This window comes from Flavobacterium sp. 5 (assembly GCF_002813295.1).
Lineage (GTDB): Bacteria > Bacteroidota > Bacteroidia > Flavobacteriales > Flavobacteriaceae > Flavobacterium.
In genome coordinates, this window is record NZ_PHUE01000001.1 from 3,184,273 (window position 1) to 3,210,341 (window position 26,069).

At 33.0% G+C, this 26,069-nt stretch carries 27 protein-coding genes; 6 read left to right on the plus strand and 21 right to left on the minus strand.

Annotated features, from left to right (window positions below; genetic code table 11):
* Nucleotides 1–60: 60 nt before the first annotated feature.
* The 12 genes from CLU82_RS13235 to CLU82_RS13290 all read right to left on the minus strand — a co-directional run bounded on the left by CLU82_RS13235 (nt 61) and on the right by CLU82_RS13290 (nt 9,295).
* Nucleotides 61–675, minus strand: a complete 615-nt coding sequence (locus CLU82_RS13235; RefSeq protein WP_100843533.1) for an FMN-binding negative transcriptional regulator — start codon at nt 673–675, stop codon at nt 61–63.
* Nucleotides 676–692: 17 nt separating this feature from the next.
* Complete coding sequence (locus tag CLU82_RS13240; protein ID WP_100843534.1) at nt 693–1,151, minus strand: GNAT family N-acetyltransferase; 459 nt, start codon at nt 1,149–1,151, stop codon at nt 693–695.
* Nucleotides 1,152–1,172: 21 nt separating this feature from the next.
* Nucleotides 1,173–2,186, minus strand: a complete 1,014-nt coding sequence (gene murB / locus CLU82_RS13245) for a UDP-N-acetylmuramate dehydrogenase (RefSeq protein WP_100843535.1) — start codon at nt 2,184–2,186, stop codon at nt 1,173–1,175.
* Between the two features lie 79 nt (nt 2,187–2,265).
* The gene (locus tag CLU82_RS13250) at nt 2,266–2,937 is read right to left on the minus strand and encodes a DUF2461 domain-containing protein (RefSeq protein ID WP_100843536.1); all 672 of its coding nucleotides are present in this window, start codon (nt 2,935–2,937) and stop codon (nt 2,266–2,268) included.
* A gap of 7 nt (nt 2,938–2,944) precedes the next feature.
* Complete coding sequence (locus tag CLU82_RS13255) at nt 2,945–3,637, minus strand: thioredoxin domain-containing protein (protein ID WP_100843537.1); 693 nt, start codon at nt 3,635–3,637, stop codon at nt 2,945–2,947.
* Between the two features lie 77 nt (nt 3,638–3,714).
* Nucleotides 3,715–4,794 carry a DNA replication/repair protein RecF gene (locus tag CLU82_RS13260; RefSeq protein WP_100843538.1) on the minus strand — a complete coding sequence of 360 codons (1,080 nt, stop codon included), beginning with the start codon at nt 4,792–4,794 and terminating at the stop codon, nt 3,715–3,717.
* Nucleotides 4,795–5,053: 259 nt separating this feature from the next.
* Nucleotides 5,054–5,347, minus strand: coding sequence for a type II toxin-antitoxin system RelE/ParE family toxin (locus CLU82_RS13265; protein ID WP_100843539.1), 294 nt, complete (start codon nt 5,345–5,347; stop codon nt 5,054–5,056).
* Nucleotides 5,340–5,591, minus strand: a complete 252-nt coding sequence (locus CLU82_RS13270; protein WP_100843540.1) for a type II toxin-antitoxin system ParD family antitoxin — start codon at nt 5,589–5,591, stop codon at nt 5,340–5,342. The genes CLU82_RS13265 and CLU82_RS13270 overlap by 8 nt, the downstream gene beginning before the upstream one ends.
* 98 nt (nt 5,592–5,689) lie before the next feature.
* Nucleotides 5,690–6,439, minus strand: a complete 750-nt coding sequence (locus CLU82_RS13275; protein ID WP_157813356.1) for an N-acetylmuramoyl-L-alanine amidase — start codon at nt 6,437–6,439, stop codon at nt 5,690–5,692.
* Nucleotides 6,440–7,073: 634 nt separating this feature from the next.
* Entirely contained in the window at nt 7,074–7,778 is a 705-nt protein-coding gene (locus CLU82_RS13280; RefSeq protein WP_100843542.1) for a hypothetical protein, read from the minus strand.
* Nucleotides 7,779–8,037: 259 nt separating this feature from the next.
* The gene (locus CLU82_RS13285; RefSeq protein WP_100843543.1) at nt 8,038–8,400 is read right to left on the minus strand and encodes a hypothetical protein; all 363 of its coding nucleotides are present in this window, start codon (nt 8,398–8,400) and stop codon (nt 8,038–8,040) included.
* A 394-nt stretch (nt 8,401–8,794) separates the two neighbouring features.
* Complete coding sequence (locus tag CLU82_RS13290) at nt 8,795–9,295, minus strand: hypothetical protein (protein WP_100843544.1); 501 nt, start codon at nt 9,293–9,295, stop codon at nt 8,795–8,797.
* A 655-nt stretch (nt 9,296–9,950) separates the two neighbouring features.
* Between CLU82_RS13290 and CLU82_RS13295 the strand changes: the two genes are divergently transcribed.
* The 6 genes from CLU82_RS13295 to CLU82_RS13320 all read left to right on the plus strand — a co-directional run bounded on the left by CLU82_RS13295 (nt 9,951) and on the right by CLU82_RS13320 (nt 16,525).
* Nucleotides 9,951–10,727 carry a tetratricopeptide repeat protein gene (locus CLU82_RS13295; RefSeq protein ID WP_100843545.1) on the plus strand — a complete coding sequence of 259 codons (777 nt, stop codon included), beginning with the start codon at nt 9,951–9,953 and terminating at the stop codon, nt 10,725–10,727.
* 99 nt (nt 10,728–10,826) lie between these two features.
* On the plus strand, nt 10,827–11,399 hold the full coding sequence (gene ribH, locus CLU82_RS13300; protein ID WP_100843546.1) for a 6,7-dimethyl-8-ribityllumazine synthase: 573 nt from the start codon (nt 10,827–10,829) through the stop codon (nt 11,397–11,399).
* A gap of 411 nt (nt 11,400–11,810) precedes the next feature.
* A complete protein-coding gene (gene mutL, locus CLU82_RS13305) occupies nt 11,811–13,712 on the plus strand; it encodes a DNA mismatch repair endonuclease MutL (RefSeq protein ID WP_100843547.1) in 1,902 nt (633 codons plus the stop codon).
* Nucleotides 13,709–14,467 (plus strand): rhomboid family intramembrane serine protease, encoded by a 759-nt coding sequence (locus CLU82_RS13310; protein ID WP_100843548.1) that lies wholly within the window; start codon nt 13,709–13,711, stop codon nt 14,465–14,467. The genes mutL and CLU82_RS13310 overlap by 4 nt, the downstream gene beginning before the upstream one ends.
* 78 nt (nt 14,468–14,545) lie before the next feature.
* A complete protein-coding gene (locus CLU82_RS13315) occupies nt 14,546–15,406 on the plus strand; it encodes a rhomboid family intramembrane serine protease (RefSeq protein ID WP_100843549.1) in 861 nt (286 codons plus the stop codon).
* Nucleotides 15,407–15,478: 72 nt separating this feature from the next.
* Nucleotides 15,479–16,525: an endonuclease/exonuclease/phosphatase family protein gene (locus CLU82_RS13320; protein WP_100843550.1), complete on the plus strand. Its 1,047-nt coding sequence runs from the start codon at nt 15,479–15,481 to the stop codon at nt 16,523–16,525.
* A gap of 94 nt (nt 16,526–16,619) precedes the next feature.
* Here the strand turns inward: CLU82_RS13320 and CLU82_RS13325 are convergent, their stop codons facing one another.
* The 9 genes from CLU82_RS13325 to CLU82_RS13365 all read right to left on the minus strand — a co-directional run bounded on the left by CLU82_RS13325 (nt 16,620) and on the right by CLU82_RS13365 (nt 25,990).
* Nucleotides 16,620–17,243, minus strand: a complete 624-nt coding sequence (locus tag CLU82_RS13325) for a WbqC family protein (RefSeq protein ID WP_100843551.1) — start codon at nt 17,241–17,243, stop codon at nt 16,620–16,622.
* A gap of 75 nt (nt 17,244–17,318) precedes the next feature.
* Nucleotides 17,319–18,932, minus strand: coding sequence for a signal peptidase I (lepB, locus tag CLU82_RS13330; protein ID WP_100843552.1), 1,614 nt, complete (start codon nt 18,930–18,932; stop codon nt 17,319–17,321).
* A 12-nt stretch (nt 18,933–18,944) separates the two neighbouring features.
* A complete protein-coding gene (gene lepB / locus CLU82_RS13335) occupies nt 18,945–20,501 on the minus strand; it encodes a signal peptidase I (protein WP_100843553.1) in 1,557 nt (518 codons plus the stop codon).
* Nucleotides 20,502–20,580: 79 nt separating this feature from the next.
* Nucleotides 20,581–21,285, minus strand: a complete 705-nt coding sequence (gene dapB, locus CLU82_RS13340; protein WP_100843554.1) for a 4-hydroxy-tetrahydrodipicolinate reductase — start codon at nt 21,283–21,285, stop codon at nt 20,581–20,583.
* Between the two features lie 48 nt (nt 21,286–21,333).
* On the minus strand, nt 21,334–21,894 hold the full coding sequence (locus CLU82_RS13345) for a DUF5683 domain-containing protein (RefSeq protein WP_100843555.1): 561 nt from the start codon (nt 21,892–21,894) through the stop codon (nt 21,334–21,336).
* Nucleotides 21,894–22,793 carry a ParB/RepB/Spo0J family partition protein gene (locus CLU82_RS13350; protein ID WP_100843556.1) on the minus strand — a complete coding sequence of 300 codons (900 nt, stop codon included), beginning with the start codon at nt 22,791–22,793 and terminating at the stop codon, nt 21,894–21,896. Before CLU82_RS13350 ends, CLU82_RS13345 begins: the two co-directional genes overlap by 1 nt.
* Before the next feature lie 4 nt (nt 22,794–22,797).
* Nucleotides 22,798–23,565, minus strand: coding sequence for a ParA family protein (locus CLU82_RS13355; RefSeq protein WP_100843557.1), 768 nt, complete (start codon nt 23,563–23,565; stop codon nt 22,798–22,800).
* Between the two features lie 234 nt (nt 23,566–23,799).
* Entirely contained in the window at nt 23,800–24,681 is an 882-nt protein-coding gene (locus CLU82_RS13360) for an SDR family oxidoreductase (protein WP_198520225.1), read from the minus strand.
* A gap of 181 nt (nt 24,682–24,862) precedes the next feature.
* Entirely contained in the window at nt 24,863–25,990 is a 1,128-nt protein-coding gene (locus CLU82_RS13365; protein ID WP_100843558.1) for a methionine aminotransferase, read from the minus strand.
* Nucleotides 25,991–26,069: the final 79 nt, after the last annotated feature.

Here is a 26,069-nt window from a genome sequence, read left to right on the forward strand (position 1 = left end):
CTTTTAAAAACGATTGCAAATGTAATTAGCAATTGTGGATTATCAATATAAAATCAGTAATTACTTTAATTTTTCACCCATTTCTTTTGCTACAGCCAGAGATTGAGGGTTTTTGGTTTTTTCCAGTTCTGTAATAATGTTTGCGTAATTTTTGGCATCCCGATTTTGCGACATTTTTTTTGTGGCTTGAATTTCATCAATTTCAATTTCAAAAGCAATAATGCCTTTGGCTTCACGCATTGTTTTTGCAGATAAATCCTCGACACGAACCGGGTTTACAGAATTGGCTTCATATTTGTCAACTAATTTTTTTAGGGATTCTATAGCGGCAGCTTCATCAACAATCTTAATTCGGCCGTAAACATGTACGGCTAAATAATTCCATGTTGGTACATTTTCATGATCATACCAAGAAGAAGAAATGTAACTATGTGGTCCCGTAAAGACAGCCAAAACCTGATCGTTTTCTGCAAAACCTTCTGCTTGTGGATTTAATTTTGAGATATGCCCTTGCAAAATTTCTTTTCCATCAGGATTTATTTCAAGTTCTATGGGGATATGTGTAGCACATAGTTTGCCATTGGTTTGATTGATCAAAATGCCAAAACTATTTCCTTTCAAAAAAGTTCTGATGGATTCAGGATCTTCGTTTTTATATAAGTCAGGGGTATACATCTTTATTAGTTGTGAAATTATTTTAAAGATTTTCCAAAACAAATTGCTTCAGGTTTATCTATATATTTTCCGTAATTCGGTATAATTTTATATTCTTTTTTCGTGTAAAATTGAGTGGCTTCCTGATTTTTCAAACGAGTTTCCAAGATCAATTCTGAGTATCCAATCTTTATAGCATGGTGTTCCAAAAAGTTTAAAATTGTTTCTCCAATTTTATTTCGCGGTAATTTAGAATACATTCGTTTTACTTCACCAATAGTTTCAGAAATAGGTCTGATGGCTCCACAGCCTACAATTTCATTATTCAATTCAGCAACAACAAATACATATTTTGAATTATTGTATTCCCAATCTGTAAAAGAATTTTTTCCGTCACTTCCAAAACGAAGATAAAGATTTGCAGACAATTCTTCTATGATTGCTGCAGCTTTTTCATCATTTGGGTTCGCTATTTTTATAGAAAGTGTTTTAGTCATTAAATTCGAAATGAGTATTTTCTAAATCACATTTACTTCGGCTTCGATGTGAATGCCAAATGTATTGAAAACTGTATCCTGAACCGTTTTGGAAACTGCAAGAATTTCTTGTCCAGTAGCTCCTCCATAATTAACAAGAACCAATGCTTGATTTTTGTGAATTCCAGCATCTCCAAAACGTTTTCCTTTTAATCCGGCTTGTTCAATTAACCATCCAGCAGGAACTTTGACTTCCGTTTCTGAAATGTCAAAGAATCTCATTTCGGGAAATTTTTTATGAATTGGTTCGAAATCAGTTTTTAAAAGGATTGGATTTTTAAAAAAACTACCACTATTTCCTAATTCAGCAGGATCAGGTAATTTGCTTTTGCGAATAGCTATTACAGCGTTACTTACGTCTTTTAAACCAGGAGTTGTGATATCGTTTTTAGCTAATTCGGCTTGAATGTCTCCGTATGAAGTATTGATTTTGTGATTGCGTTTTGTTAGTTTGTAAATTACCGATGTGATTATATACTGGTCTTTTACTTCGTTTTTGAAAACACTTTCTCTATATCCAAAATTACATTCGTCATTGGTGAATGTTTTTATTTCCTGAGAAACAATATTCACGGCTTCACAAGAAACAAAAGTATCTTTGATTTCGGTACCGTAAGCACCAATATTTTGAACAGGAGTAGTTCCAACATTTCCAGGGATAAGTGACATATTCTCTAGTCCTCCAAAGTTTTGATCGATGGTCCAAAGTACAAATTGATGCCAGTTTTCACCCGCCTGACTTTCGATCCAAACAAAATCATCATCTTCTTTTACTATTGATTTTCCTTTTAAATCAATATGGATTACCAAAGCATCAATATCTTTTGTTAATAGCATATTGCTTCCTCCACCAAGAATGAATTTTTTTTCGTTTTGGTTTTGTACCAAAATTGTTTTCAATTCGGGGACAGTATGAACAGCAACAAATTGTTTTGCTTTGGCTTCAATGCCAAAAGTATTGTAGTTTTTTAAAGAAAAATCATTTAAAATCTCCATGTGGAATTGTAATTAAGTTCAGCGTAATTCGTAATTTTTAATTCGTAATTACAATTTAAAGAGTGTTTAGCTTTTGGAATTATTCAGTGTCTAAAGCTCTGTCGATAAAATTATTGAAAGGTTTCAAAGCGATCATTTTTTCTACGATCATTGGCACGAAATCTTTTTGAGTAACTAATTTTGAGTCGAATTTTTGAGTAGCAGTAAAGCTTTTTAATTTTAAAAATTCAACGGCGGGATCTTCTTTATCGTAGCCTTTTGGAGGATTTTTTAAAGTTGAATTCTCATCTCGATTTAAATTTTCATAAATAGATTTAAAACCTTTGTCATTAATAATCTCAAGTAAATCATCGTAGAAAAAGTGAATTTCTTTTCTGATTTTTTGAAGTTGGTCAGGTTGTGGGCAGTACAATCCACCGCCTACAAAACAAGTTCCATTTTCTATATGAAGGTAATAACCCGAAGCTTCTGTATGTTTGGCTCCCGCTGATATCCAAATCCCTAAATTGGTTTTATAAGGTGATTTGTCCTTGGCAAAACGAACATCGCGATTGATTCTAAAAGTACAATCTTTAACTTCCAGCATTTCTAATGAAGGATCAAGAGGTTTTAGTGCTTCAAGTAAAGCAGCAATCAATTGATGATAATCTTTCTTTACGATTTCGTAACGTTTTTTATTTTCCAGAAACCAATCTCTATTGTTATTGGCTTTTAAATCTGCAATGAATTGTAAGGTATCTTTTGAGAGCATGGGCCTATTATTGTAATTGAGTTTTTAAATCTTCTTCGCTAACAAATCCTGATTTTTGCCATTTTACGGCTTTATTTTCATAAAGTACAAAAGTTGGAAGTTCACTGATTTTTAGCTCTTGCATAATGGTTTTATTTTCGTCAGCATTCAAGCGAATGATCGTTACTTTGTCAGCCATGTCTTTTTGCATTTTTAGGATATAAGGTTCCATTTTTTTACAAGGCGCACACCAAGGCGCATAAAAACTAATCAGAACTTTTTTGTTTGTTTTTAATAATTCGGCATATTCCTGGCTGCATATTCCAATGATTTTAGTATCAGGTTTTGCTAATCCGGCAGCTTCCCATTTTAGCATTCCTCCATCAAGATTGTAAACAGTTGTAAAACCTAATTCGGCTAATTTTTCGGATGCTTTAAGGCTTCTTCCACCGCTTTTACAGTAAACAAAAACTGGTTTTGTTTTGTCGTATTTGTCTGTTAGAGCAACAAAATTATTGCCTAACCAATTTACATTGTCAGAGTTTTCAATATGTCCTGATGTGTATTCTTCGGGAGTACGAACATCCAAAATTTGAGCTTTTGGAGTAGCTTCTATTTTCTTTGAATAGGAAGTAACATCAATAGTTTGAACCGCTGTTTGCGAATTACAAGAGAAAGCTATAAAGGAAATAACGAATAAATAAAGATGCTTTAATTTCATTGGGGGTGTTCTGTTTTAATTGATGTAAAATTAAACAATTTTTACCTTTTGAATCTGGAACTCACCTTAAATAAAAGTTATAAATTAAAAATTGTGTAGCTCTGGAGCGTTGCCTTTACAATTGTTTCAGTGCGTTCGGGATGAGTATCTGAGATAAAAAGTTGTCCAAAGGTGTCGTTGTTGACCATTTCTATGATTTTTGACACTCTGTTTTCATCTAATTTATCAAAGATATCATCAAAAAGAAGAATAGGTTTTACGCCACTTTGTTTTTTAAGGAATTCGAATTGGGCAAGTTTCAAAGCTATTAAAAATGATTTTTGCTGCCCTTGTGAACCAAATTTCTTGATAGGGTAGTTATCTATTTCGAATGACAAGTCGTCTTTATGAATTCCTACACTTGTATATTGCAACATTCGGTCTTTGTTGATGTTTTGTTGCAATAAAGTGAGTAAATCATTTTCGAATAAATGACTTTCATAAATGATTTGAACAGATTCTTCTGAACCTGTTATGTTATGATGATGAAAGTTAAAAATAGGCAAGAACTCGGCAATGAATGCTTTTCTTTTTTCGAAAATTGATTGACCATATTCGGTTAACTGTTCATTATATATCGATAAGGTATCGTTATCATAAGTGTGATTCAAAGCAAAGTACTTTAGTAAAGCATTGCGTTGATTCATTACTTTTTGATAATGAATGAGTTGTTGCAAATAGTTGGAGTCGAGTTGGGAAATTACGCTATCCATAAACTTTCTTCTGGTTTCGCTTCCTTCTACAATCAAATCTCTGTCTGCAGGGGAGATGATAACTAGGGGAATAAATCCAATATGGTCTGAAAATTTATCGTAGGCTTTCCCGTTGCGTTTCAGGACTTTTTTTTGTCCTTTTTTGAGACTGCAGACAATTTGTTCGGTTCTTTCGTTTTTCTCAAATTCGGCGTCAATTACAAAAAACTCTTCACCGTGTTTGATGTTTTGAACGGCGAGTGGATTGAAATAACTTTTTCCATACGACAAATGATAGATAGCATCCAATACATTGGTTTTTCCGATACCGTTTTTGCCAACGAAACAATTGATTTTATTATCAAATTCGAAATTGGCTTCGGAGAAATTTTTGTAATTGAATAAGGATATTTTTTTTAAATACATCTGAAGGTCTTACTGGAATTGTTGACTTTACACCCTTTTTGAGGCTGGTTGTAAAGAGGGTGCAAATTATTGAAAAATATCGATATAAAGTCAGACTATCTTATGATAAAATGCAAAGCATTCGCTTTTAACTTTTTTACCGTTCACAAAGAGGGCTGATTATTATTTCTGCAACAGATTTTACAGATTTTTACTAATTATTTTGAAATGAGAATCTGTAACGAGAAAAACTATTTTTATTCAAAGAGAGAGTTGTGTTTTATAGCTTACTTTTTAAGGACATCATTCCGTGAAGGATTCTGGTTACTTCAATTTCATTTTTTGAAATTAGAGTATAGAAAATTATGTGCTCACCAGATTTGTATCCAAATATTCCTTTGGTTACAATGTCGTATTGTTTTCCAAGTTTTGGGTTTTTGGCTAGTTCATTACAAGAAATACATAATAGATCATAATATTTGTCAGCTTGTTTTTCAGACCAGTTTATGACTGTATAATTCCAAATTTCAGATAAGTCTTCGACCGCTTTATTGGTAAAATAATATTTAGCCATTTATTTTTCTTCTGGCTTTTAGAGAAGAAAGATGTTGCTTTGGGTCAAAATCAATAGCACGGCCACTTTCTAATCCCTCAGTGATTGCTTTTCTTAAGGCAATTATTTTAATTTCTTCATCTTCCAAAAGGCGAAGTCCTGCTCTGACAACTTCACTTGCATTATTGAATCTTCCATCGCTAATGCTGTGTTCAATAAAATTTTCAAAATGGTCTCCTAATGATATTGAAGTATTTCGTCCCATGATTTTATTTTTATGCTAAATTACCAAAAATTGGTAACATTACAGTTTAAGAGATACGTTTTTTTGAATCTAACTAATATCCGCTATAGGAATGCTTGTCAAGGCTTTTCTCCAGAAGTTGCTGCTCCAACATCTCCAAAATATTCATCTTTATAGCTTATAATAGCATTGGCAATTGCTTTTGCAATATTATTCTGTCCCTCTTCGGATTCTAGTATACTCTCGTCAATTTGGTTCGAAATAAAACCGATCTCGATTAAAACTCCTGGCATTGTAGTAGCGTCCAGAACCCATAGCGGTTCTTGTTTAATACCTCTGGATTTTATAACTATAGAGTTCGAAAAATTATTCTGTATTCTAGTCGCAAGATCAATACTACTCGCCAAATTACTTTCCTGTACTATTTGTAATCCTATTAATGTTCCTGGGTTGTTTGGGTCAAAACCTTTATAGGTTTTCTCGTAATTATCTTCTAAAAAGATTACAGAGTTTTCTGTTTTAGAAACTTCCAAATTCATATTGGCTCTTGACATACCCATTACATACGTCTCACTTCCGTTTCCAGATGAATTTCTGTTGGCATTGCAATGAATTGAAATGAATAAATTGGAATTTGCACGATTGGCCATTTTTGCTCTTTCTCTAAGCTCAATAAACTCATCGGTTTTTCGGGTATAGATCAAACTAACATTTGGATTTTGCTCTAATAGCTGACCTACTTTCAAGGTAACGGCCAAGGTTAAGTCTTTTTCTTTATTGCCAAAATACTGAGCTCCATTGTCTTTACCGCCATGACCAGCATCTAGAGTAACTTTGAAATTGTTGGATTGTCCGTATATATTGACCATTAACAGCATGGTTAAAAAGGTAAATACAGTTTTTGTTTTTTTCGATAAATGCATCTAATATTTGATTTAATTAAAAGATTATGATTGTGATGATTGCTTTATTTCTTCGCTGTCACTCGGTTGTGCAAATTATTGAAAAAAATTAATATATAGAAAGTGAATTTGTGTTTTTGTGTTTTATTTTTGAAGTAGGAATAGTTCTAAAAAAAAAACAAACTACAACTTTTTTAGGGTTGTAGTTTGTTTTGTCTGATTTTTATTGTGGGCACAAGCAAGATGCTCGCGCCAGTTGACCCCCGTTGGCTGGAGATTATTATTTGTAATAATGGTTTTTTAGATATTTTACGAAATCCACTATAAATATTATTGAAAAACAAAAAACACTTATATATAAGAATATGTTTTTTATGTTATCACATAATTCAGATACTTGTAATAGAAAAAATATTATTAATGTTAATGACCCTATTATTCTCAATTTTACTTTTATTTTTGTTTCCATTGATTTTGATTATTGAGGTTGTTGCTTTGCATAAATTGATGGTTTTGTATTCTTTGTAAGATTACCAGTGTACAAAACCATCTTCAAATTCAGCCAAATGGCCAAATATCTTGTAACGGCTCCTATGTTTTTTTATGTAGTTTGTCTTGGCTCAACAAATTTTTTCAACGCTTTGAAATTTTCATAATGTTCGAAAAAATGTTGATTAAAATTCAAATATATCACTCCTCCTTTTATGTGTTTTACACCAATATAAAAAAAGCTTGACTGAATTTTATGCAACAAGTTTATTAAGTCGTAATCAACGGATGAAATATATGGAAAAGAAAAAATTATTTGAATGTTATTTTTAACCATTTCTCTTTCTTCATCAAACAAATCTATTTCACTGTAAGTTCCTGTTGAATAATTTGTATTTATTCCTAATGTGTTTATTTGCTGGTACCTAAAATTAATTTGAGTGTTTTGTAGTGTAGTTAAGTTACTAAAATCTCCTAATGTCAATGTTTCAAAATCTACATTATTGAAATAAGTTTTATTTAAGTAAAGTTGTCCAACTTTCATTTGAGTTGCAAGGTCGGTAAGGTAATTGTTTATTAATTTTCTCGTTTTCTTTTCTCTAATATAAGTTACTATTTGAATGTTAATCACATAGAAAATATAACTTGCAATAATGTTGGTAGCGAGATTAAAAACAATATCATTTGTCTTGTCAATGGTATCTATATCAAAGTTTAAATAATTAAATTTGATATGGAAAAATTTGATTTGTAGTATTGTCAAAAAGCAAAGAATACTTAAAATTAAAAGAAGTCTGTCAAATTTTTTTTGTGTCATTGTTATTGAATTCTCTGTTGGTTTTTTAAAATTACTGGTAACTCGTATATATGTGCAATAAATTTGCGAGTATACATCCTAATTTATATGGATTGGCACAATTGCATTGCGTGTTATTATTTTCTCGAAGATATTAAAATATTCTTACAAATAATGATTGATATCGAAAGTTATTACTTACTTATATAGAGACAAATTTCTTTGTCATTAGTTTTCTAGATACCTACTATTAAGAACAATCCATTTGTTCCACTTTAGTCTATTTGCGGTTCATCTCTCTAAAAGCTTCCAGCTGAATTTCCATTTTCAGGATAAGAGCATCTTTCTGAGCTAGTTCTTCTTTCAGGGCTTTTTCGCGTATGCTTTCAAAACGGTACGGTAGGTATTCGCCCAATTGTGCTATAAAATTGTGTTTCATCGCATGGCTCAGCTTCCATAAAATGGCAAATTGTAAGGAGTCTCTTTTGTAATAATCGTTCAATCCCGTTGGAAGTATCTGTAACGTCCGAGCCAGATCGCCTTTCTTGATTTTATGCTGTATAATATGGTAATGAATAAAATTGCCAATTGATGGGTAGTTGTCCCCAAGATTCTTTTTGTATTTATTGCTACTGGATGTCATTATTTTGATGTCTTTATGGTTTGTTAAATATCTTTATTTTCCCAAAAACAGGTGTTAATCACCAATAGTATTGGTGTGAATAACCAATACTATTGGTACGAAGTACCTCTGTTATTATGGTGAGTTACCAATACTATTGGTGTAAGCAACCTGTTTTATTGGCTATAATTACCAATACTATTGGCTAATCGTACCTGTCTTATTGGTGCTTCGTGCCAATAGTACAGGTACGAAGTACCAATAAAACAGGTACGACCTACCTCTATTGTTATGGTTAAGCACCTGTTTTTTATATATTACCGTTGTTATGGGGTGAATTGCTAATTGCATTTTGGCAAAAAAAATGCCTCTTTTGAATGTAAAGAGGCAGTTACTATTGAGGTACTAAATAGTATTATGGCAGAGCAGGTGCCACTGGAGGAGTGGTAACGGTACTGCCCGTACTGGTAGCAAAACGTTTCTTGAGTTGGTCTACAATACTATCAGTGCCAGATACTCCCGCATCGGCAGCGGCGCCAAAGGCTTTATAGAGAGATAGTGCTGCTCCATAGGCCTCACTTCCAGCAAGCATTTTGGTGTCTTCGATGCGTTCGAAAAGTTGGGTTGCCATTGCGGATAGTTCGTCTAGTTGGGTAAAAAGGGTTAAGTCATTTTTCATATTAGTTACCGAAATGTACGATGGAATAAGTGTCGGATTGTTTACGGCTGCATTGATTGCATCCTCGGTAAAGGCTTTGTTGTTGACATCGATAGTGGTTAATGATTTTCGCTCATCGGCAGTCAAGCCTACGAGGAAAGGCAGATTGGTTGTAATGGTTTGAAATGCAGCTTTGATGGCTGTTACTTGCACAGCTGTTGCTGTAGTGTTTACACGATTGTTGAGTAAATTGGACATAAATTGTTTTTTAATGGTTTGATTAATTAATAATGAGAAAACAAAACTAGATTATTCTTACTTTAATTTATAGTTTTTTTCTTCCTTTATTTGGTTTATTTGTTAAAAAAATAAAGGAAAGACTACGAAATTGAAATGGAGGGGTTTTGATAAGAGTAGTAAATACAAAACAAGAGAATGTTTTTTTTTAACCATATAAGGCATATAAGGTCACCTAAGCTAAATCTTGAATGTATTTATATGGCTTATAGGGTAGAGTAATGTGACATTATTTTGCTCTTAATTAATTAATCTGTGGTAGGAATAAAATTTTTTTAGTAATCTGTGTGCTATTCCTGACCAAAATAAAAGGGGAGAATTTCTCTTTTTTCGTTTTTTTTACTACGTCTGTGGGCTCGCGTGAGGGATAGAAGCTGGCTACCAAAGTAGCGCGGATAGCCCGACAGCAGACAGAGAAAAGGGCGCATACCCGCAAAGAGAATAGCCCTTTTTTCTGGCTGGTGGCACGCCCTGATTATTCGGATTTTAGAGCGTGATTTTGCAGTGAAAATAAGGGATTAAAAATATTTTTCTAAAATTTAATATAAAATCCATTTTTTTTACGTGCATTAGAATAAAAATTTTATTTTTGCCGTTCACATAAATTAAATTTTAAATGGCTACTTACAGTAAAAGAGGATATAAAGCACCAAAGGAAAAGGAAGTTAAAGACGATGCAATTGAAAATGTAACGATTGACGAAAAAGACAGTGCTACGGCTGAGGTTTTTTCGAAATTGGATGAAACGGCTTCTAGAACAGAGGACTGGGTTGCTAAGAATCAAAAAATTATAATTGGAGTTGTTGGTGCTATTACATTGGTAACTGTTGGTTATTTTGCTTATCAAAAATTTATTGCTACTCCAAAAGAGGATGATGCTGCTAACGAAATGTTTGTTGCTCAATCTAATTTTGAGAAAGCTACTAATGGTGTGGCTAGTGATTCATTATATAAATTATCATTGAATGGTTCTGAAGGGAAATTTGGATTTGTAAAAATCGCTGACGAATATTCTGGAACTGCTGCTGGAAATTTAGCTAACTATTATGCTGGTATCGCTTACCTTAATACAGGTAAATATGATGAAGCGATTGCTTCGTTAGGTAAATTCAGTTCAAAAGATATTATTTTGAGCGCTTTGGCAAAAGGAGCTATTGGGGATGCTTATTCTCAAAAGAACCAACCAAAAGAGGCTTTGGATAATTATGTTAAGGCTTTTGAATCTAGTAAAAATGATTTTACTACGCCTCGTTTCTTGATGAAAGCTGGTAAAGTAGCTTTGGCTCTAGGAAATAAAGCAGATGCTTTGAAATATTTCACAGATATTAAAGAAAATTATGAAAGCTCTCCAGAAGCTGCTACAGTGGATGGTTTGATTGGTTTGGCACAATAAAAGATTTAAGATTGTAGATTTAAGATTGTAGATTTATTTCAAAAAATCTATCTTTAATATCTGAATCTAAATTCTAATATTCTAAAATCTAAAATAAAGATGGCTACCGAAAATAAAAATTTATCTGATTACGATAAAAACTCAATCCCAAACGCGAAAGATTTTCGCTTTGGGATTGTTGTTTCAGAATGGAATGATACTATAACCGAAGGGCTTTATAATGGAGCTATTACAGCTTTGTTGGACAATGAAGTTCCTGCTCATCACATTATCCGCTGGAATGTTCCAGGGAGTTTTGAGCTGATATATGGTTCTAAAAAAATGTTGCAAACTCAGAATGTTGATGCTGTAATCGCCATAGGTTGTGTGATTCAGGGTCAAACGAAACATTTTGATTTTGTATGCGAAGGGGTTACACAAGGAATTAAAGACTTGAATGTTCAAACGGATATTCCTGTTATCTTTTGTGTGTTGACCGATAATACTATGCAGCAGTCTATTGACAGAAGTGGAGGAATTCACGGAAACAAAGGTACTGAAGCAGCGATTGCAGCTATAAAAATGGCTTATATCCGTCAGCAGGCTTCTTTATCGCACCAAATTGACAATCAGCATTTATTGTCATCTGGCGCTTTGCGAATTGGTAACGAACCTTTGCAAATCGAAGAATAAAATGAATCAATTAGGAATTATCAATTAGGAATTACGAATTGGTTGTTATCCATAAAAAGAACCTATACTGTTCGATGAATAGTATAGGTTTTTTTGTGCGATTTATTAATTGAAAAATAGCTGAGAGATGACAATGTTAAAATGTATTTTTTATTAGTCTCAAAATTTTTTTAACCACAAATTATCACAGATTAATTTGCGATAATTTGTGCAATTTGCGGTTAATTTTTAAACTAGTTTATTTAACCTGCATTTTAATCTATGTTAATCAGTTAAATCCGTGTGATCTGTGGTCTAATTTTTATGGTTTTTTTATGGGTCGAAAACTGTAAAAACACAATAGAAATTCCTTAAATTTGTCCTTCTTGGTTTGAAAACTTTAAACCTTAAACTTTAAACTAATTTTTCTTAATGTCGAGTATAATTCAATTGCTTCCTGATCATGTTGCCAATCAAATTGCTGCTGGTGAAGTAGTGCAAAGACCTGCTTCAGTAGTGAAAGAACTATTGGAAAACGCGGTTGATGCCAAAGCTACCGACATCAAATTGATTATCAAAGATGCCGGGAAATCATTGGTTCAGGTGATTGATAATGGCTCTGGAATGAATGTTACCGATGCTCGTCTATGTTTTGAACGTCACGCTACTTCCAAGATTCGACAAGCCGAAGATTTATTTTCATTACATACCAAAGGGTTTCGTGGAGAAGCATTGGCCTCTATTGCTGCGATTGCGCACATGGAAATGAAAACCAAATTAGAGCAGGAGGAACTGGGAACTCATATTGTTATCGAAGGGAGTAAGTTTATTTCCCAAGATGTGGCAGTTCTGCCTAAAGGGACTTCATTTGCTGTTAAAAATTTATTTTTTAATATTCCTGCCCGCCGTAATTTCTTAAAATCGGATACGGTGGAATATCGTCATATTATTGACGAGTTTCAACGCGTGGCTTTGGCTCATCCCAAAATTCATTTTACGTTTTATCACAATGGCAGTGATATGTATAATTTGCCGCCATCGAGTTTGAGACAGCGTATCGTTAATTTTTTTGGTGGTAAAACCAATGAGAAATTAGTTCCGGTTATCGAAGATACAGAGATGATGAGCATTCAGGGTTTTGTTTGCAAACCTGAGTTTGCCAAAAAGAACAGGGGAGAGCAGTTTTTCTTTGTTAATGATCGTTTTATAAAAAGTCCGTACCTGCATCATGCGGTTATGGCTGCTTACGAAGGGATTCTAAAAGATGGTTCACAGCCTAGTTATTATTTGTATTTGACGGTGCCGCCAAATACTATCGATATCAACATACATCCTACAAAAACCGAAATCAAATTTGATAACGAAAGTGCGATGTATGCTATTTTAAGAGCTTCTATTAAGCATAGTCTGGGTCAGTTTAATGTGGCTCCGGTTTTGGATTTTGAAAGAGATGCGAATCTGGATACGCCTTATCATTATAAAAATTTAGATGGAGAAATTCCAACGATTCAGATTGATACAAATTTCAATCCTTTTGCTGAAGAAAAACCTGCTAAGAGTTATTCGTCTTCATCATATAAAAGGGCGGAACCAACTGCTACATGGGAAAGTTTGTATGTGGATGTGAAACAGGATACCAATGCAGTTTTTGGTGGTAATGAATTTGCTTCGAGTAACAATAATGATTTTTCGTATGAAAATAATGAGTTTACATTTGAAAATGAAGAGGTAACATCGTCTTTGTTTAATGATGAAGATGTAGAGCAGACGGTTCAGAAAACGTATCAGATTCACAAAAAATATATTGTTTCGCCTATTAAGTCCGGAATGGTAATTGTCGATCAAAGCAGAGCGCATCAGCGTATTTTGTATGAGCAATTTTTGGTAAACATGACAGTGCATCATGCATCTAGTCAGCAATTGCTGTTTCCTATTAATTTGTTTTACTCAGCAAGCGAAATGGAACTTATTGCCGATTTGCAGCAATCATTGGTAAATACTGGTTTTGTTTTTGAGGAATCCAATCCAGATCATGTTGTGATTTCCGGTATACCTGTAAATATTACAGAGAGCGAAGTAGCTATGGTTTTAGATCAGTTACTAAGCGATCTGCATAACGGAATTCCTGAGAATAGTTTCAGCCAAAATGATACAATTGCCAAATCGATGGCAAAAAGCCTGGCTGTCAAAACAGGTGCTTATTTAACCGAAAAAGAACAAGAAAATTTAGTTAACGGTCTTTTCGCTTGTAAAGACCCGAATGTATCCCCATTTCAAAAACCCACTTTCATCACTATGCGTGTGGAAGATTTAGATAAAAAGTTTGCCTTATGATGAATATTACGCCTACAGTTAAGCAGCTGTTAATAATAAATGTGCTTTTTTATATTGGTTCTATGATGGTTGGCGAACCAGCCTATAAAATGCTTTCCATGTATTTTTTCGAAAATCCAGATTTTCATTTCTGGCAAATTTTCACACACATGTTCATGCATGCGCCATTGCCTAATATTTGGCACATTGCTTTCAATATGTTTGCTTTATATTCTTTTGGTTCGGCATTAGAGCATTATTGGGGTGGTAAAAGATTTGTTTTCTTTTATATTTCTTGTGGTTTAGGAGCTGCATTATTACATACACTTGTCAATTATTATTTCTTCGAAAGTGGTATTGATACTCTGGTTGCCAATGGTTACTCAAAAGTGGAAATACTAAAAACGTTAAGTGAAGGAAAATTCGATTCTAGATGGCAAGAACTATTAACTCCTTCTGCTTTTGATGGTTTTACAGGGGCCTATTTTGGCAATGTGGTTGGTGCTTCGGGTGCTATTTATGGTTTGTTGGTAGCATTTGCTTTTATGTTTCCTAATGCTGGATTGTCTTTGATGTTTATTCCAGTTCCAGTTCCAGCTAAATATTTTGTTCCTGGATTATTATTAGTTGATTTGTATTTGGGAGTTTCTGGAGGTTCTATTTTTGGAGGATCAAGTGGGATTGCACATTTTGCCCATATTGGAGGTGCAATAGTTGGTTTTGCAATGATGTGGTATTGGAGGAATAATAAATTTAATCATAAACGATGGAACTAGTTAAAAAGCTTGTGTTCTGTTAATTGAAATCAAATTACAAATTGTAAATTTCAGATAAATAATCGAAAAGAGAAACGTATGAATATTTTAGACGATTTGAAAATGCAATATAGATTGGGTGGTATCGCCATGAAAATGATCTTTTGGAATATAGGTTGTTTTTTGGTTTCCTTACTTTTTTTCTATCAATTTAGCATTGGGGAATTTGATTTCCCTAATTGGATTGCTTTGTCATCCGAACCTTCAGTTTTTGCGTTAAGACCATGGACTTTTTTAACGTATGCTTTTTTTCATGATGGCTTTTTGCATTTATTCTTTAATATGATAGTACTGAATTTTGCAAGCTACTTGTTTTTGACATTCTTTTCAGCCAAACAGTACTTAGGTGTATATATTTTGAGTGCCATTTTTGCAGGATTAATTTTTGCTTTAGCTTTTAATTTAATGCATTTTAGTGGAGCGATAGTTGGTGCATCGGCAGCAATTATGGCTATTTTAGTTGCTGCAACAACATATAATCCTTTGATGGATGTAAGGTTGTTATTGGTGGGAAATGTCAAATTATGGCACGTTACAGCAGTAATTATTGTTTTGGATTTAATGCAGTTTCGTTTAGGGAATTCAGGAGGGCATATATCACACTTGGCAGGAGCTTTTTTTGGTTTTATCTATGTGAAGTTATTGCAAAATGGAACAGATTTGAGTAAGATAGTAAGTTCAGTTTTGGATTTCTTTACTAATCTGTTTAAAAAGCCATCAACACCGTTCAAAAAAGTTCATAAAAATTATAAGAAACCAGTCGAAAAATCTACTTCTAAAATAGTGGTTAAAGATAAAAAACAACAGCAGATTGATGAGATTTTGGACAAAATCAGTCAGTCTGGATATGATAGTTTGAACCAAGAAGAAAAAGAATTTTTGTTTCAAGCAGGAAAATAGCTTATTTTTATATCAATATTGAAGTGTAAATCGAGAACTTTTAATTTTTAAAAGTTCAAAATACATTAAAAAATGAAGAACCTTTCATGGTTTAATAAAGGAATGTTTCTTTTGAATTTAGTACTTATTGTACTAACATTCATTGCTTATCTACTCCCTTTTCTGGCACCAAAAATCTTCCCGTTTGCATCGGTATTGACTTTGTTTATGCCCTTGTTTTTTTTAGCTAATGGATTGTTTTTTCTATACTGGGCGATTCAGTTTAAAAAACGCATGATTTTGTCAGGCTTAGTTCTGTTAGTCGGAATTACTTTTTTTAATAAATTTTATAAATTCACAGCAAAAGAATTGCAGCCAAGCGACAAGGATTTTACCGTTATGAGTTATAACGTGCGATTATTCAATGTCTTTAAATGGTTGGATCGTGATGATGTTCCGGATACCATTTTGGAATTTATCAATAGCCAAAATCCTGATATATTGTGCATTCAGGAATTTTCGAATTCAGCTGATATTGACTTAAAAGTCTATCCTTACAAATACGTCTTGATGGAAGGAGAACAAATTAAAACGGGTCAGGCAATATTTTCTAAATTTCCTATTATTGATCAGGGACATATAGTATTTCCTCATTCAAATAATAATGTTGTGTATGCCGATATAAAAAAAGGTAAAGATATTATTAGGGTATATAACATGCATTTACAGTCTATAAAAATTTCACCAGAAGTGGGTGAGATTTCCGAAAACATTGATGCAATCAATCAGAAAACGTCCAAATACCTTTTCATTCGAATTAGTAAGGCTTTTAAACAGCAACAAGAACAAGCAGCTATTTTTAAGGAACATGAGAAAGACTGTAAATATCCTATTATCATCTGTGGAGATATGAATAACAGTGCTTTTTCGTACGTATATCGCAACATAAAAGGAAAATTAAAGGATAGCTTTGAAGATGCTGGTAAAGGCTTTGGGGCTACTTATAAATTTAAATACTATCCGGCTAGAATCGATTATATTTTTGCCGATGAAACGATGGAAGTGAAGCAATTTGAGAGTTTTCCAGATTTTCAAAACTCAGATCATTTTCCTATCATGGCAAAACTATCTATGGAATAGTTTTATAGCAGAGATTTTGAAGATTAATGAGTAATCCGAATGAGATAGCGGGTAGGCAAAGTAATTGTTTTTCTTTTCTAATACGAATCTCAGTTTATCGAATGAGAGCTTGATTCTTTAGATAATCCATTGCAAATTTCCCTTCGTTAAAAAGCAAATCCAGAACGCTTAAGTTATTCAAAAATCCATGTTTATCATCAAATACTTGAGTATAAGGTTCAAAAGCGGATTGATCTTTTTTACCATTTACTAAATAGCGAAAATCGACAACTTGTGAGTTATCTAATTCATGAAAATATTCAATCGTAGTATCAAACTGTAATTTCATTCGCAAACATTTGCAAACAATATCAAAAGCTTCCAAATTAAGATCCATCAAGAAAGTATGTTTCTTTTGAAAAATAGGCAGTAAATCATCTTCAAAATATTCAAAAAATGGAGAGCTTCTATACGCTGCTTCCAGCGATTTGAAATGTTGCTTTTGCCAATCAAATTCCTGTTCTATCTTAATCTCTTTTGTCTTCTGATGACTTAAATTAGAATGTTTTATAGGTATATTCAATAATTGAAGGCCATTTGGGCTATAAATATAAGTTCGATTGCGATTGGTTTGTTTCTGGAAATTATCCTCCATTTCAAATGTAACATTATCAGATTGCGCTATAGCTGCAAAATGACTTATGGATGGAAAATAGGAAGGATGTAGTAGGATATCCATTTGTTAAGATGTTGAATGTTTAAAAGGCTGAGATAATTGCGATAACTTTAAACTAGAACTTTACCGTTTTCTTTGCTAAATATTTTTTTTCTCTTTTCTTTTTTTCCAAAAATAGTCGCCAATAAAAAAGGCTGCAAGTGCAATTAAGAAATGAATCAGATAAGATTTTGGCTCTCCATTTTCATTTGTAAAAGAGAAAACACGATTCCATCTTATTTTTTGAATTCCTTTTCCATCTTTATCCCAACTAAACCAAATAAATACTGGCTTACCTACTACATGATCAAAAGGAACATATCCCCAAAATCTTGCGTCTAAAGAGTTTTGACGATTATCTCCCATCATCCAATAGTAGTCTTGCTTGAAAGTGTAGCTGTTTGCAGGTTTTCCGTTTATTATAATTTTGTCACCGTTAATTTGTAATGTGTTTTTTTCGTATTCCTGAATGATACGTTTGTAAAACGGAAGTGAGTTTTTGTCTAGTTTAACTGTCGCTCCTTTTTTTGGAATATAAATAGGTCCAAAATTGTCAATATTCCATCCTAAGGAATGAATATGCGGAAAAACATCTCCATCTACTCCTTTTGGTTGTAAATACTTTTTGACACTTTTAACTACTGGATTAGTAGCTATTCTGCTTGCTTCACTATCTGTTAATGTTAATACATAATCTCCATCAGTATTCAATGCAAAATTTCCATTTCCATCCTTCATGCCATCTCTAGCTCCATACATATGTATTAGAGAGCCCTGATCCATACTCGTTCCTTGAGTATTTACAAAAAAGTTATATTGAAGTTTTGCACTTTCTGGTAATTTGGAAGGTTTTCCATTGATGTAAACATTTCCTTCACGAATCTCCAAAGAATCTCCAGGTATAGCAACACAGCGTTTTACTAAATTTGTTTTTTTGTCAATTGGTTTGTAATAATTTCTTGCTGGTTTAAAATTATTCATGTCCAACAAAGTATCTGCCGGTTGATTAAAAACGACAATTTCGTTGCGTTTAATCGTTTCAAACGAAGGGAGCCTAAAATAGGGTAATTGAAACTTGTTTAAAATTGAAGTTTCCTTTTTGGTAATGTCATCATTGAATAAGTACGACTTAATACCTAAAAAAGGAATTGAATCATGTACCATGGGTAACGCAATTGCAGTCATAGGAACTCTTGCACCAAAATTTATTTTACTTACAAATAAAAAATCACCTATGTATAATGTTTTTTCTAATGATGAAGATGGAATTGTAAAAGGCTGTATAATGTATGTGTGAACCAAAGTAGCTACAATAATCGCAAATAGTAATGAACTAATTGTATCGGATGTTTTATCCTTTGCTGTAAGGTTTCTTTCTGCTTTGTAGCTTAATTTTTGAGTATAATTGATGTAATAAATATAAAATCCTAAAGTAAAAATACCTAAAAAAGTATCAGTACTTGAATTTTTTCCAAAACTTCGTAATGTTTCAACCCAAATGACAGGAAACATTATTAGATTGATGATAGGGATAAAAAGTAGTATAGTCCACCAGGCAGGTCTGCCAATGATCTTCATTAAAACAATTGCATTGTAAACTGGAATTAAAGCTTCCCAGCTTTTTCTTCCTGCAATTTTATATAATTTCCATGTTCCTAAAAAATGGATTACTTGAATAATTATAAAAAAAATGAACCATTGGTTTACTGACATAATGTGAGTTTTTTATAATTCTTTTTTCGCTTTTCTTTTTTTCCAAAAATACTCTCCAACAAAAAAGGCTGCAAGCGCAATTAAGAAAATTTTGAAGTAAGATTGTGGTTGTCCTTCACCACTAACAGTTGTAAAAACTCTATCCCAACGAATTTTGTTTAACCCTTTTCCATTAGTATCCCAACTCAACCAAATGAAAATTGGTTTTCCTACGATATGATTTTCAGGAACATATCCCCAATAACGACTATCTTCAGAGTTATGACGATTGTCTCCCATCATCCAATAATAATTTTGGTCAAAAGTATAAGTGCTTGCTACTTTTCCGTCAATTTGTATTTCATTGCCATTTACTTTAAGATTTTTTTTCTCGTAATCGGTAATGATGGTTTTGTAGAAAGGTAATGTTTCTAAATTTAAGGCGACTGTTTTTCCTTTTTGTGGAATATAAATTGGTCCAAAGTTGTCACGGTTCCATTTGTTAATATGAGGAAAAATACCATCTTCAACACCTTTAGAAATAATTCTGTTTACAGCAGTTATTCCAGGAACAGTTTTTAATCGCTCTGCGCCGGCAGCAGTTAATGCACTTATGAATAAGGTATCTCTTGTTTGTTGATTTAAGAAACCAGCACCGTCAGTGATATCCATATCTTTGAAAAGATATTCAAAGTCAATAGGCGTTTTTCCGTCTAAAACAACATTGTATGAAAACTGCGGTTTTGCACGCTCAGGTAGAATCAATTCTTTCCCATTAATATATACTAATCCGTCTTTTATAGACAAACTATCACCTGGAATACCAACGCAACGTTTTACATAGTTAGATTTTTTGTCAATAGGTTTGTCTACTCTAAGTCCAGAATGATCTCTGAATTTATATACGGTATCTGCTGGCCAGTTAAAAACAACAATATCAGTTCTGTCAATAGTTTGTAAGGCAGGAAGTCTAAAATAAGGTAATTGCGGCCAGTTTAAATATGATTTTCGTTTAGTCATTGGGATGGTATCATGTACCATTGGCATTGCAACTGTTGTCATAGGGACTCTAGCTCCGTAATTCATTTTGCTTACAAATAGAAAGTCTCCAACCAATAATGACTTCTCTAATGAAGAAGTAGGGATAGTGTAAGGTTGAATGAAGTAGGTGTGTACAATTGTAGCAACAATGATTGCAAAAAGTAATGAACTAATAGTATCGGCACCTTTATGATCAGGGCTTGAGCTTCTATCAGATATGTAAGTTAAGGATTGTGTATAATTAAGATAAAAAATATAAAAACCTAAAGTTGCAATTACAAGGAAAGTGTCGATAGATGTTTTTTTTCCAAAACTACGAATGGTCTCTACCCAAATAACTGGAAACATAATCAAATTAATAATCGGGATGAAAAGTAAAATTGTCCACCAAGTTGGGCGATCAATTATTTTCATTAAAACAATAGCATTGTAAACTGGAATAGCAGCTTCCCAACGTTTTCTACCAGCACTCTCGTATAGTTTCCATGTTCCTAGAAAATGAATAACCTGAACAGCTAAGAAAAATACAAACCAAAGATATAGTGTCATAATTTGAAAAATTTGAGGTTAAAAACTAGAAATTAGTGTTTGCCTAAATTCTATTTTAAAATTGTATTTGGGGTTGTTATTATGAATTAAGATTTAATACATCTTTCATGGTAAACACACCTTGTTTTCCAGCCAGCCATTCGGCGGCGATAACCGCACCTAATGCAAAACCTTCACGATTATGAGCAGTGTGTTTTATTTCTATAGAATCCACTTCTGAGTTGTAAGTCACTGTATGAGTTCCAGGAACTGTTCCAGTTCTCACCGCTTCAATATGAATTTCTTTTTCTTTAGGTTCGTCAAGTGTCCAGTTAGAATAGTTACTGTTTTCAATAACACCTTTTGCAAGAGAAATCGCTGTTCCACTTGGAGCATCTAATTTTTGATCGTGATGTATCTCTTCCATTTCTACTTTATAATGATCAAATGGAGCCATTATTTTTGCTAGATATTCGTTAAATTCAAAGAATAAATTCACACCAAGACTAAAATTAGAACTAGATATGAAACCTCCATTTTTTGCTTTACAAAGGGCAATCATTTCATCATAATGCTCTAACCATCCCGTCGTACCAGAAACTACAGGCACGTTGGCATTAAAACAATTTGAAATATTAGGTACTGCAGCAGTTGGTACGCTAAAATCGATAGCAACATCTGCAGTAGAAAGTCCGTCGTAAGTATTGAATTCATCTTTCTTTAAAACAATTTCATGTCCTCTTTCTAAAGCAATCCTTTCGATTACTTGCCCCATTTTTCCGTATCCTAAAAGCGCAATTTTCATTATGTGTTATTTTTTTGATTTTTAAAAAGATACGGATAATTTCCGAATCTAAAAACGATAATTAAGTGTTAGTCCCAAATTTGATTTTAATGTTACAGCATCTGGGGTTATTTCTGGTCTTACTGATAGACTTTGATTGACGTTGAATTGTATTAATGCAGCGTCAACATTGGCATCTATAATGTTTAGTACATAAAAACCAAGTACAAAAAGGCCTGATAAAGAAGCATTTCTTTGGTAGAATTCTTGTGCAGAAATTAATTGTGTGTCAGTAAGATAGTCGTATTTTGGGTCGGGATTACCAGATAGACGACTTTTGTAGGCATCTCTATATTCGTGGTATTTCTTTTTGTTATCAACATAAAGATATAAGCTGGTTCCAATAGCTCCGTAAACTATTGGAATTTTCCAGTAACTTTTATTATATGCTTGCCCAAGTCCAGGTAATATTGCTGAATAAAAGGCAGCTTTTGCAGGTGTCAAAGGGTCTATTTCTACTAATTTCAAAGTGTCTTTTGATTGTAAAACACCATCTTTTTTTGCTTGTGCAAAAATCGTTGCGTTTCCAAAAAGAAAAAGCAATAGACCTATGAATATGATTTTATTCACTACCCTTCTATTAGTTTTATAATTCTATTGAAGTCTTCTTCAGAATGGAAAGGGATGGTGATTTTTCCTTTACCATTTCCAGCGACTTTTACATCTATTTTTGTTCCAAAATATTTATTAAAAGTACTCACATCTTCATCGTTAATTTCAAAAGAAGCTGTTTTTGCAGGCATCGCAGGTTTTGGTTTCAAACTTTCATGGTAGTTTTTTACCAAAGTTTCTGTTTCTCTAACCGAAAGATTTTGACTAACTATTTTTTGATAAATATCGGTTTGAACATCGTGATCTTCAATGTTGATGATAGCACGACCGTGACCCATACTGATGAAACCGTCACGAATTCCCGTTTGGATAATTGGATCAAGTTTTAAAAGTCTTAAATAGTTGGCAATAGTGGAACGTTTTTTACCAACTCTTTCGCTCATCTGCTCTTGAGTCAATTGAATTTCGTCAATTAATCGTTGGTATGAAAGAGCAATCTCTATTGGATCTAAGTCATGACGTTGAATATTTTCAACCAAAGCCATTACTAGAGACTCATTATCGTTTGCAATACGTATGTAAGCAGGAACAGTAGTAAGTCCAATTAATGTAGATGCACGCAAACGACGTTCTCCAGAAATTAACTGGTATTTGTTAAAGTCTAATTTACGAACGGTAATAGGTTGAATTACCCCCAATTCCTTGATAGAAGTGGCTAGTTCACGCAAAGATTCTTCATTAAAATTACTTCGGGGCTGAAATGGATTAATTTCTATAGCATCAATTTCAAGCTCTATAATATTCCCTACAACTTTATCTGCATTTTTATCTTCTACCGATTGAATATCGTTTTCAGGATCTTTTAATAATGCAGATAAACCTCTACCTAAGGCTTGTTTTTTTATTGCTTTTGACATACAACTATTTACTATTTTTCTTTATAATTTCTTGAGCTAAATGAATGTAATTAACGGCTCCTTTGCTAGTAGCATCATAGTTGATAATACTTTCTCCAAAACTTGGGGCTTCACTCAATTTTACATTTCTTTGAATCACTGTTTCAAAAACCATATCGTTAAAATGTTTTTGAACTTCCTCAACCACTTGATTAGACAAACGCAATCTTGAATCGAACATGGTTAATAATAATCCTTCAATATCTAAATCCGGATTGTGAATTTTTTGAATACTTTTTATGGTATTCAATAATTTACCCAAACCTTCTAATGCAAAATATTCACATTGAATTGGAATAACAACTGAGTCTGCAGCTGTTAATGCATTTAACGTTAATAATCCAAGAGATGGTGCACAGTCAATTAAGATGTAATCGTATTGATCTTTTACACTTTCTAATGCTTTTTTAAGCATATATTCTCTGTTTTCTTTGTCGACTAGTTCTATTTCAATCGCAACAAGATCGATATGTGCTGGAATTACATCTACATTTGGTGAGGAACATTTAACAATAGCCTCTAGTGGCGTATGACTATGTTCCAAAATTTGGTAAGTTCCTATTTCAACTGTTTCAACATCAATGCCTAATCCTGATGTTGCATTTGCTTGAGGATCAGCATCTATAAGTAATACTTTTTTTTCTAATACACCAAGTGAAGCAGCTAGGTTTATTGAAGTTGTAGTTTTTCCAACTCCGCCTTTCTGATTCGCAATCGCTATGATTTTGCCCATTTATTTTCTAAATTTTGAACGGTAAAAATACAATTATTTATGGGTTTTGAAAATCTATTTTGTTAACAAAAACAAATAGTTTTTAGACTTGCTTTTATATCTTAAATAATATTGTGTATTCTTAACTGTTTTTGTGTTTGATAAAACAAAAAAGAGAACTGTGTAAGTTCTCTTTTGTAGTTGTGTTTTATTTGTTTTCTTAATAGTAAAAATAATTTTTACTATGGTACATTACTAACGATTCTTTTTCGCTTTAATCATCATTTCTAATTGATCCCATAACTCTTCGGGAATAGCTTCTAATAAATTAAATTGTCCAGCACCTTTTAACCATTCTCCTCCATCAATAACTATTACTTCACCATTTACATACGCAGAAAAGTCAGAAACCAAATAAGCTGCTAAATTGGCTAATTCTTGGTGATCACCAACTCTTTTTAAAGGGACTTTTTTAGCCATATCAAATTTTTCGGCAAGGTCACCAGGCAATAATCGATCCCAAGCCCCTTTGGTAGGGAATGGTCCTGGAGCAATTGCATTGGTACGGATGCCATATTTAGCCCATTCTACAGCAAGACTTCGTGTCATGGCTAGAACACCAGCTTTTGCTGTAGCACTTGGAACGACATAAGCAGAACCTGTCCAGGCATAAGTAGTGACAATATTCAACACAGTTGAAGAAGTTTGTTTCGTATCTATCCAGTGTTTTCCAAAAGCAAGAGTACAGTTTTTGGTTCCTTTTAAAACAATATCAATTACAGTGTCAAAAGCATTAGAAGACAAACGTTCTGTTGGTGAAATGAAATTTCCAGCTGCATTATTCAATAATACATCTACTTTCCCAAAAGCTTTCAATACTTCTTGCAACATGTTTTCTACTTCTTCGTAATGGCGAACATCACATTGTAAAGGCAAACACGTACCGCCAGTTTCAGTTTCTAATTCTTGTGCCGTATTTTTTAGTTTGTCTAAATCTCTAGATGTAATAGCAACTTTTGCGCCTAATTCTAAGAAATACTTGGTCATCGCTTTTCCTAAGCCACTTCCGCCTCCTGTAACTACTATTACTTTGCCTTGTAAAGCGTCGTCTCTTAGCATTTTATCGGTATAACTCATAATTTTTTATATTTTGGATTGTAAATATAGTAAAATAAAGTAGTATGCATGCATAATATTTTTTAAGTTTTTTGGAATAAAAGATACTAAGTTACTAAGTTGTGAAATGGTTATTTGAAATTCATACAATAATTGTCTTAAAATTGTGAAATGTAATACATAGTACATTTAGAGGCTAAGTTTAAACAGCACATAATCTTTTTGCAGCTTCTTTCAAAGTGAAATTGTCCTTGGCGAAACAAAAGCGAATTAATTTTAAATCTTTTCCATCAGCATAAAAAGTAGATATAGGAATTGCAGCAACTCCATGCTCTGTAATTAGTTGTTTGCAAAAATCCACATCATTTTCGTTAGAAATACCTGCATATGATACTACTTGAAAATAAGTTCCTTCACAAGGCATCAATTTGAATCGGCTATTTTTTAATAATGATCTAAAGTAATCTCTTTTCTCTTGATAGAACGGGCTAATTTCTTTTATTGTCACTAAATCCAGATATTGAGAAACGGCTACTTGACAAATACTGTTGACGCTAAAAACCAGAAACTGATGCACTTTTTTGATTTCTTTCATTAAATATTCAGGAGCTACGAGGTAACCTATTTTCCAACCAGTAACATGGAATGATTTTCCAAATGAGGAAACCGTTATGCAACGATCTAGTAGTTTTTTTCGAGTGTGAGTTGAAATATGTTTTTCTTCGAAAGTAATGTATTCGTAGACTTCGTCAGAAAGTAAGAGTACGTTTGGGTGTTTTTCCAAAAGTATTTCAAGTTTTTCTAAATCAGATTCGTTTAAGATTTTCCCAGTCGGATTGTGAGGATTGTTAATGATTATCATTTTGGTTTTATCCGAAAATGCATTTGCAATAGTGTTCCAATTTGGTGTATAGTCATCGTTGAGTGCTACGCGAATGGGTTTTGCATTACTTAATAGAATTGGAGCTTCATAGCAATCATAACTTGGGTCCAGAATAATTACCTCGTCGTTTATTTTTAGTAAGGCTAGTAATGTTGTAAATATTGCTTGAGTGGCACCAGCAGTAACAAGGATTTCTGTTTCGGGTTCGATTGTTCTGTTGTATGAACTTTGAATTAATTTTGCAATTTGATCCATCAATGGTGGATAACCTGCCATCGGTGTATATTGATGTACATTTTCACTAGAAAGTTTTGATACGATTTGAGTTAATCGCTCGTCAACAGGAAAATTTGGAAATCCTTGCGAAAGGTTAATAGCATTGTATTCAGTTGCCATTTTGGACATTACCGTAAAAATGCTCGTAGTTATATTTGGTAGTTTGCTCATGCAATAAATAATTTAAAAGGATATAAAAGTAATTGTTTTAAATATCATTTACTCTTATAAATTATTGAAAAGCAGCTGT

What these genes read in the sequence shown, in the direction of transcription:
- CLU82_RS13325 (WP_100843551.1), bottom strand. Translation starts at nt 17,243, where the DNA reads ATGGATATCCTACTACATCCTTCCTATTTTCCATCCATAAGTCATTTT.
- CLU82_RS13250 (WP_100843536.1), bottom strand. Translation starts at nt 2,937, where the DNA reads ATGCTCTCAAAAGATACCTTACAATTCATTGCAGATTTAAAAGCCAAT.
- CLU82_RS13295 (WP_100843545.1), top strand. Translation starts at nt 9,951, where the DNA reads ATGGCTACTTACAGTAAAAGAGGATATAAAGCACCAAAGGAAAAGGAA.
- lepB (WP_100843553.1), bottom strand. Translation starts at nt 20,501, where the DNA reads ATGACACTATATCTTTGGTTTGTATTTTTCTTAGCTGTTCAGGTTATT.
- CLU82_RS13265 (WP_100843539.1), bottom strand. Translation starts at nt 5,347, where the DNA reads ATGGCTAAATATTATTTTACCAATAAAGCGGTCGAAGACTTATCTGAA.
- CLU82_RS13365 (WP_100843558.1), bottom strand. Translation starts at nt 25,990, where the DNA reads ATGAGCAAACTACCAAATATAACTACGAGCATTTTTACGGTAATGTCC.
- CLU82_RS13320 (WP_100843550.1), top strand. Translation starts at nt 15,479, where the DNA reads ATGAAGAACCTTTCATGGTTTAATAAAGGAATGTTTCTTTTGAATTTA.
- CLU82_RS13355 (WP_100843557.1), bottom strand. Translation starts at nt 23,565, where the DNA reads ATGGGCAAAATCATAGCGATTGCGAATCAGAAAGGCGGAGTTGGAAAA.
- CLU82_RS13310 (WP_100843548.1), top strand. Translation starts at nt 13,709, where the DNA reads ATGATGAATATTACGCCTACAGTTAAGCAGCTGTTAATAATAAATGTG.
- CLU82_RS13235 (WP_100843533.1), bottom strand. Translation starts at nt 675, where the DNA reads ATGTATACCCCTGACTTATATAAAAACGAAGATCCTGAATCCATCAGA.
- CLU82_RS13255 (WP_100843537.1), bottom strand. Translation starts at nt 3,637, where the DNA reads ATGAAATTAAAGCATCTTTATTTATTCGTTATTTCCTTTATAGCTTTC.
- CLU82_RS13285 (WP_100843543.1), bottom strand. Translation starts at nt 8,400, where the DNA reads ATGACATCCAGTAGCAATAAATACAAAAAGAATCTTGGGGACAACTAC.
- CLU82_RS13280 (WP_100843542.1), bottom strand. Translation starts at nt 7,778, where the DNA reads ATGACACAAAAAAAATTTGACAGACTTCTTTTAATTTTAAGTATTCTT.
- ribH (WP_100843546.1), top strand. Translation starts at nt 10,827, where the DNA reads ATGGCTACCGAAAATAAAAATTTATCTGATTACGATAAAAACTCAATC.
- CLU82_RS13350 (WP_100843556.1), bottom strand. Translation starts at nt 22,793, where the DNA reads ATGTCAAAAGCAATAAAAAAACAAGCCTTAGGTAGAGGTTTATCTGCA.
- CLU82_RS13275 (WP_157813356.1), bottom strand. Translation starts at nt 6,439, where the DNA reads ATGGTCAATATATACGGACAATCCAACAATTTCAAAGTTACTCTAGAT.
- murB (WP_100843535.1), bottom strand. Translation starts at nt 2,186, where the DNA reads ATGGAGATTTTAAATGATTTTTCTTTAAAAAACTACAATACTTTTGGC.
- CLU82_RS13260 (WP_100843538.1), bottom strand. Translation starts at nt 4,794, where the DNA reads ATGTATTTAAAAAAAATATCCTTATTCAATTACAAAAATTTCTCCGAA.
- dapB (WP_100843554.1), bottom strand. Translation starts at nt 21,285, where the DNA reads ATGAAAATTGCGCTTTTAGGATACGGAAAAATGGGGCAAGTAATCGAA.
- lepB (WP_100843552.1), bottom strand. Translation starts at nt 18,932, where the DNA reads ATGTCAGTAAACCAATGGTTCATTTTTTTTATAATTATTCAAGTAATC.
- CLU82_RS13290 (WP_100843544.1), bottom strand. Translation starts at nt 9,295, where the DNA reads ATGTCCAATTTACTCAACAATCGTGTAAACACTACAGCAACAGCTGTG.
- mutL (WP_100843547.1), top strand. Translation starts at nt 11,811, where the DNA reads ATGTCGAGTATAATTCAATTGCTTCCTGATCATGTTGCCAATCAAATT.
- CLU82_RS13315 (WP_100843549.1), top strand. Translation starts at nt 14,546, where the DNA reads ATGAATATTTTAGACGATTTGAAAATGCAATATAGATTGGGTGGTATC.
- CLU82_RS13240 (WP_100843534.1), bottom strand. Translation starts at nt 1,151, where the DNA reads ATGACTAAAACACTTTCTATAAAAATAGCGAACCCAAATGATGAAAAA.
- CLU82_RS13360 (WP_198520225.1), bottom strand. Translation starts at nt 24,681, where the DNA reads ATGAGTTATACCGATAAAATGCTAAGAGACGACGCTTTACAAGGCAAA.
- CLU82_RS13270 (WP_100843540.1), bottom strand. Translation starts at nt 5,591, where the DNA reads ATGGGACGAAATACTTCAATATCATTAGGAGACCATTTTGAAAATTTT.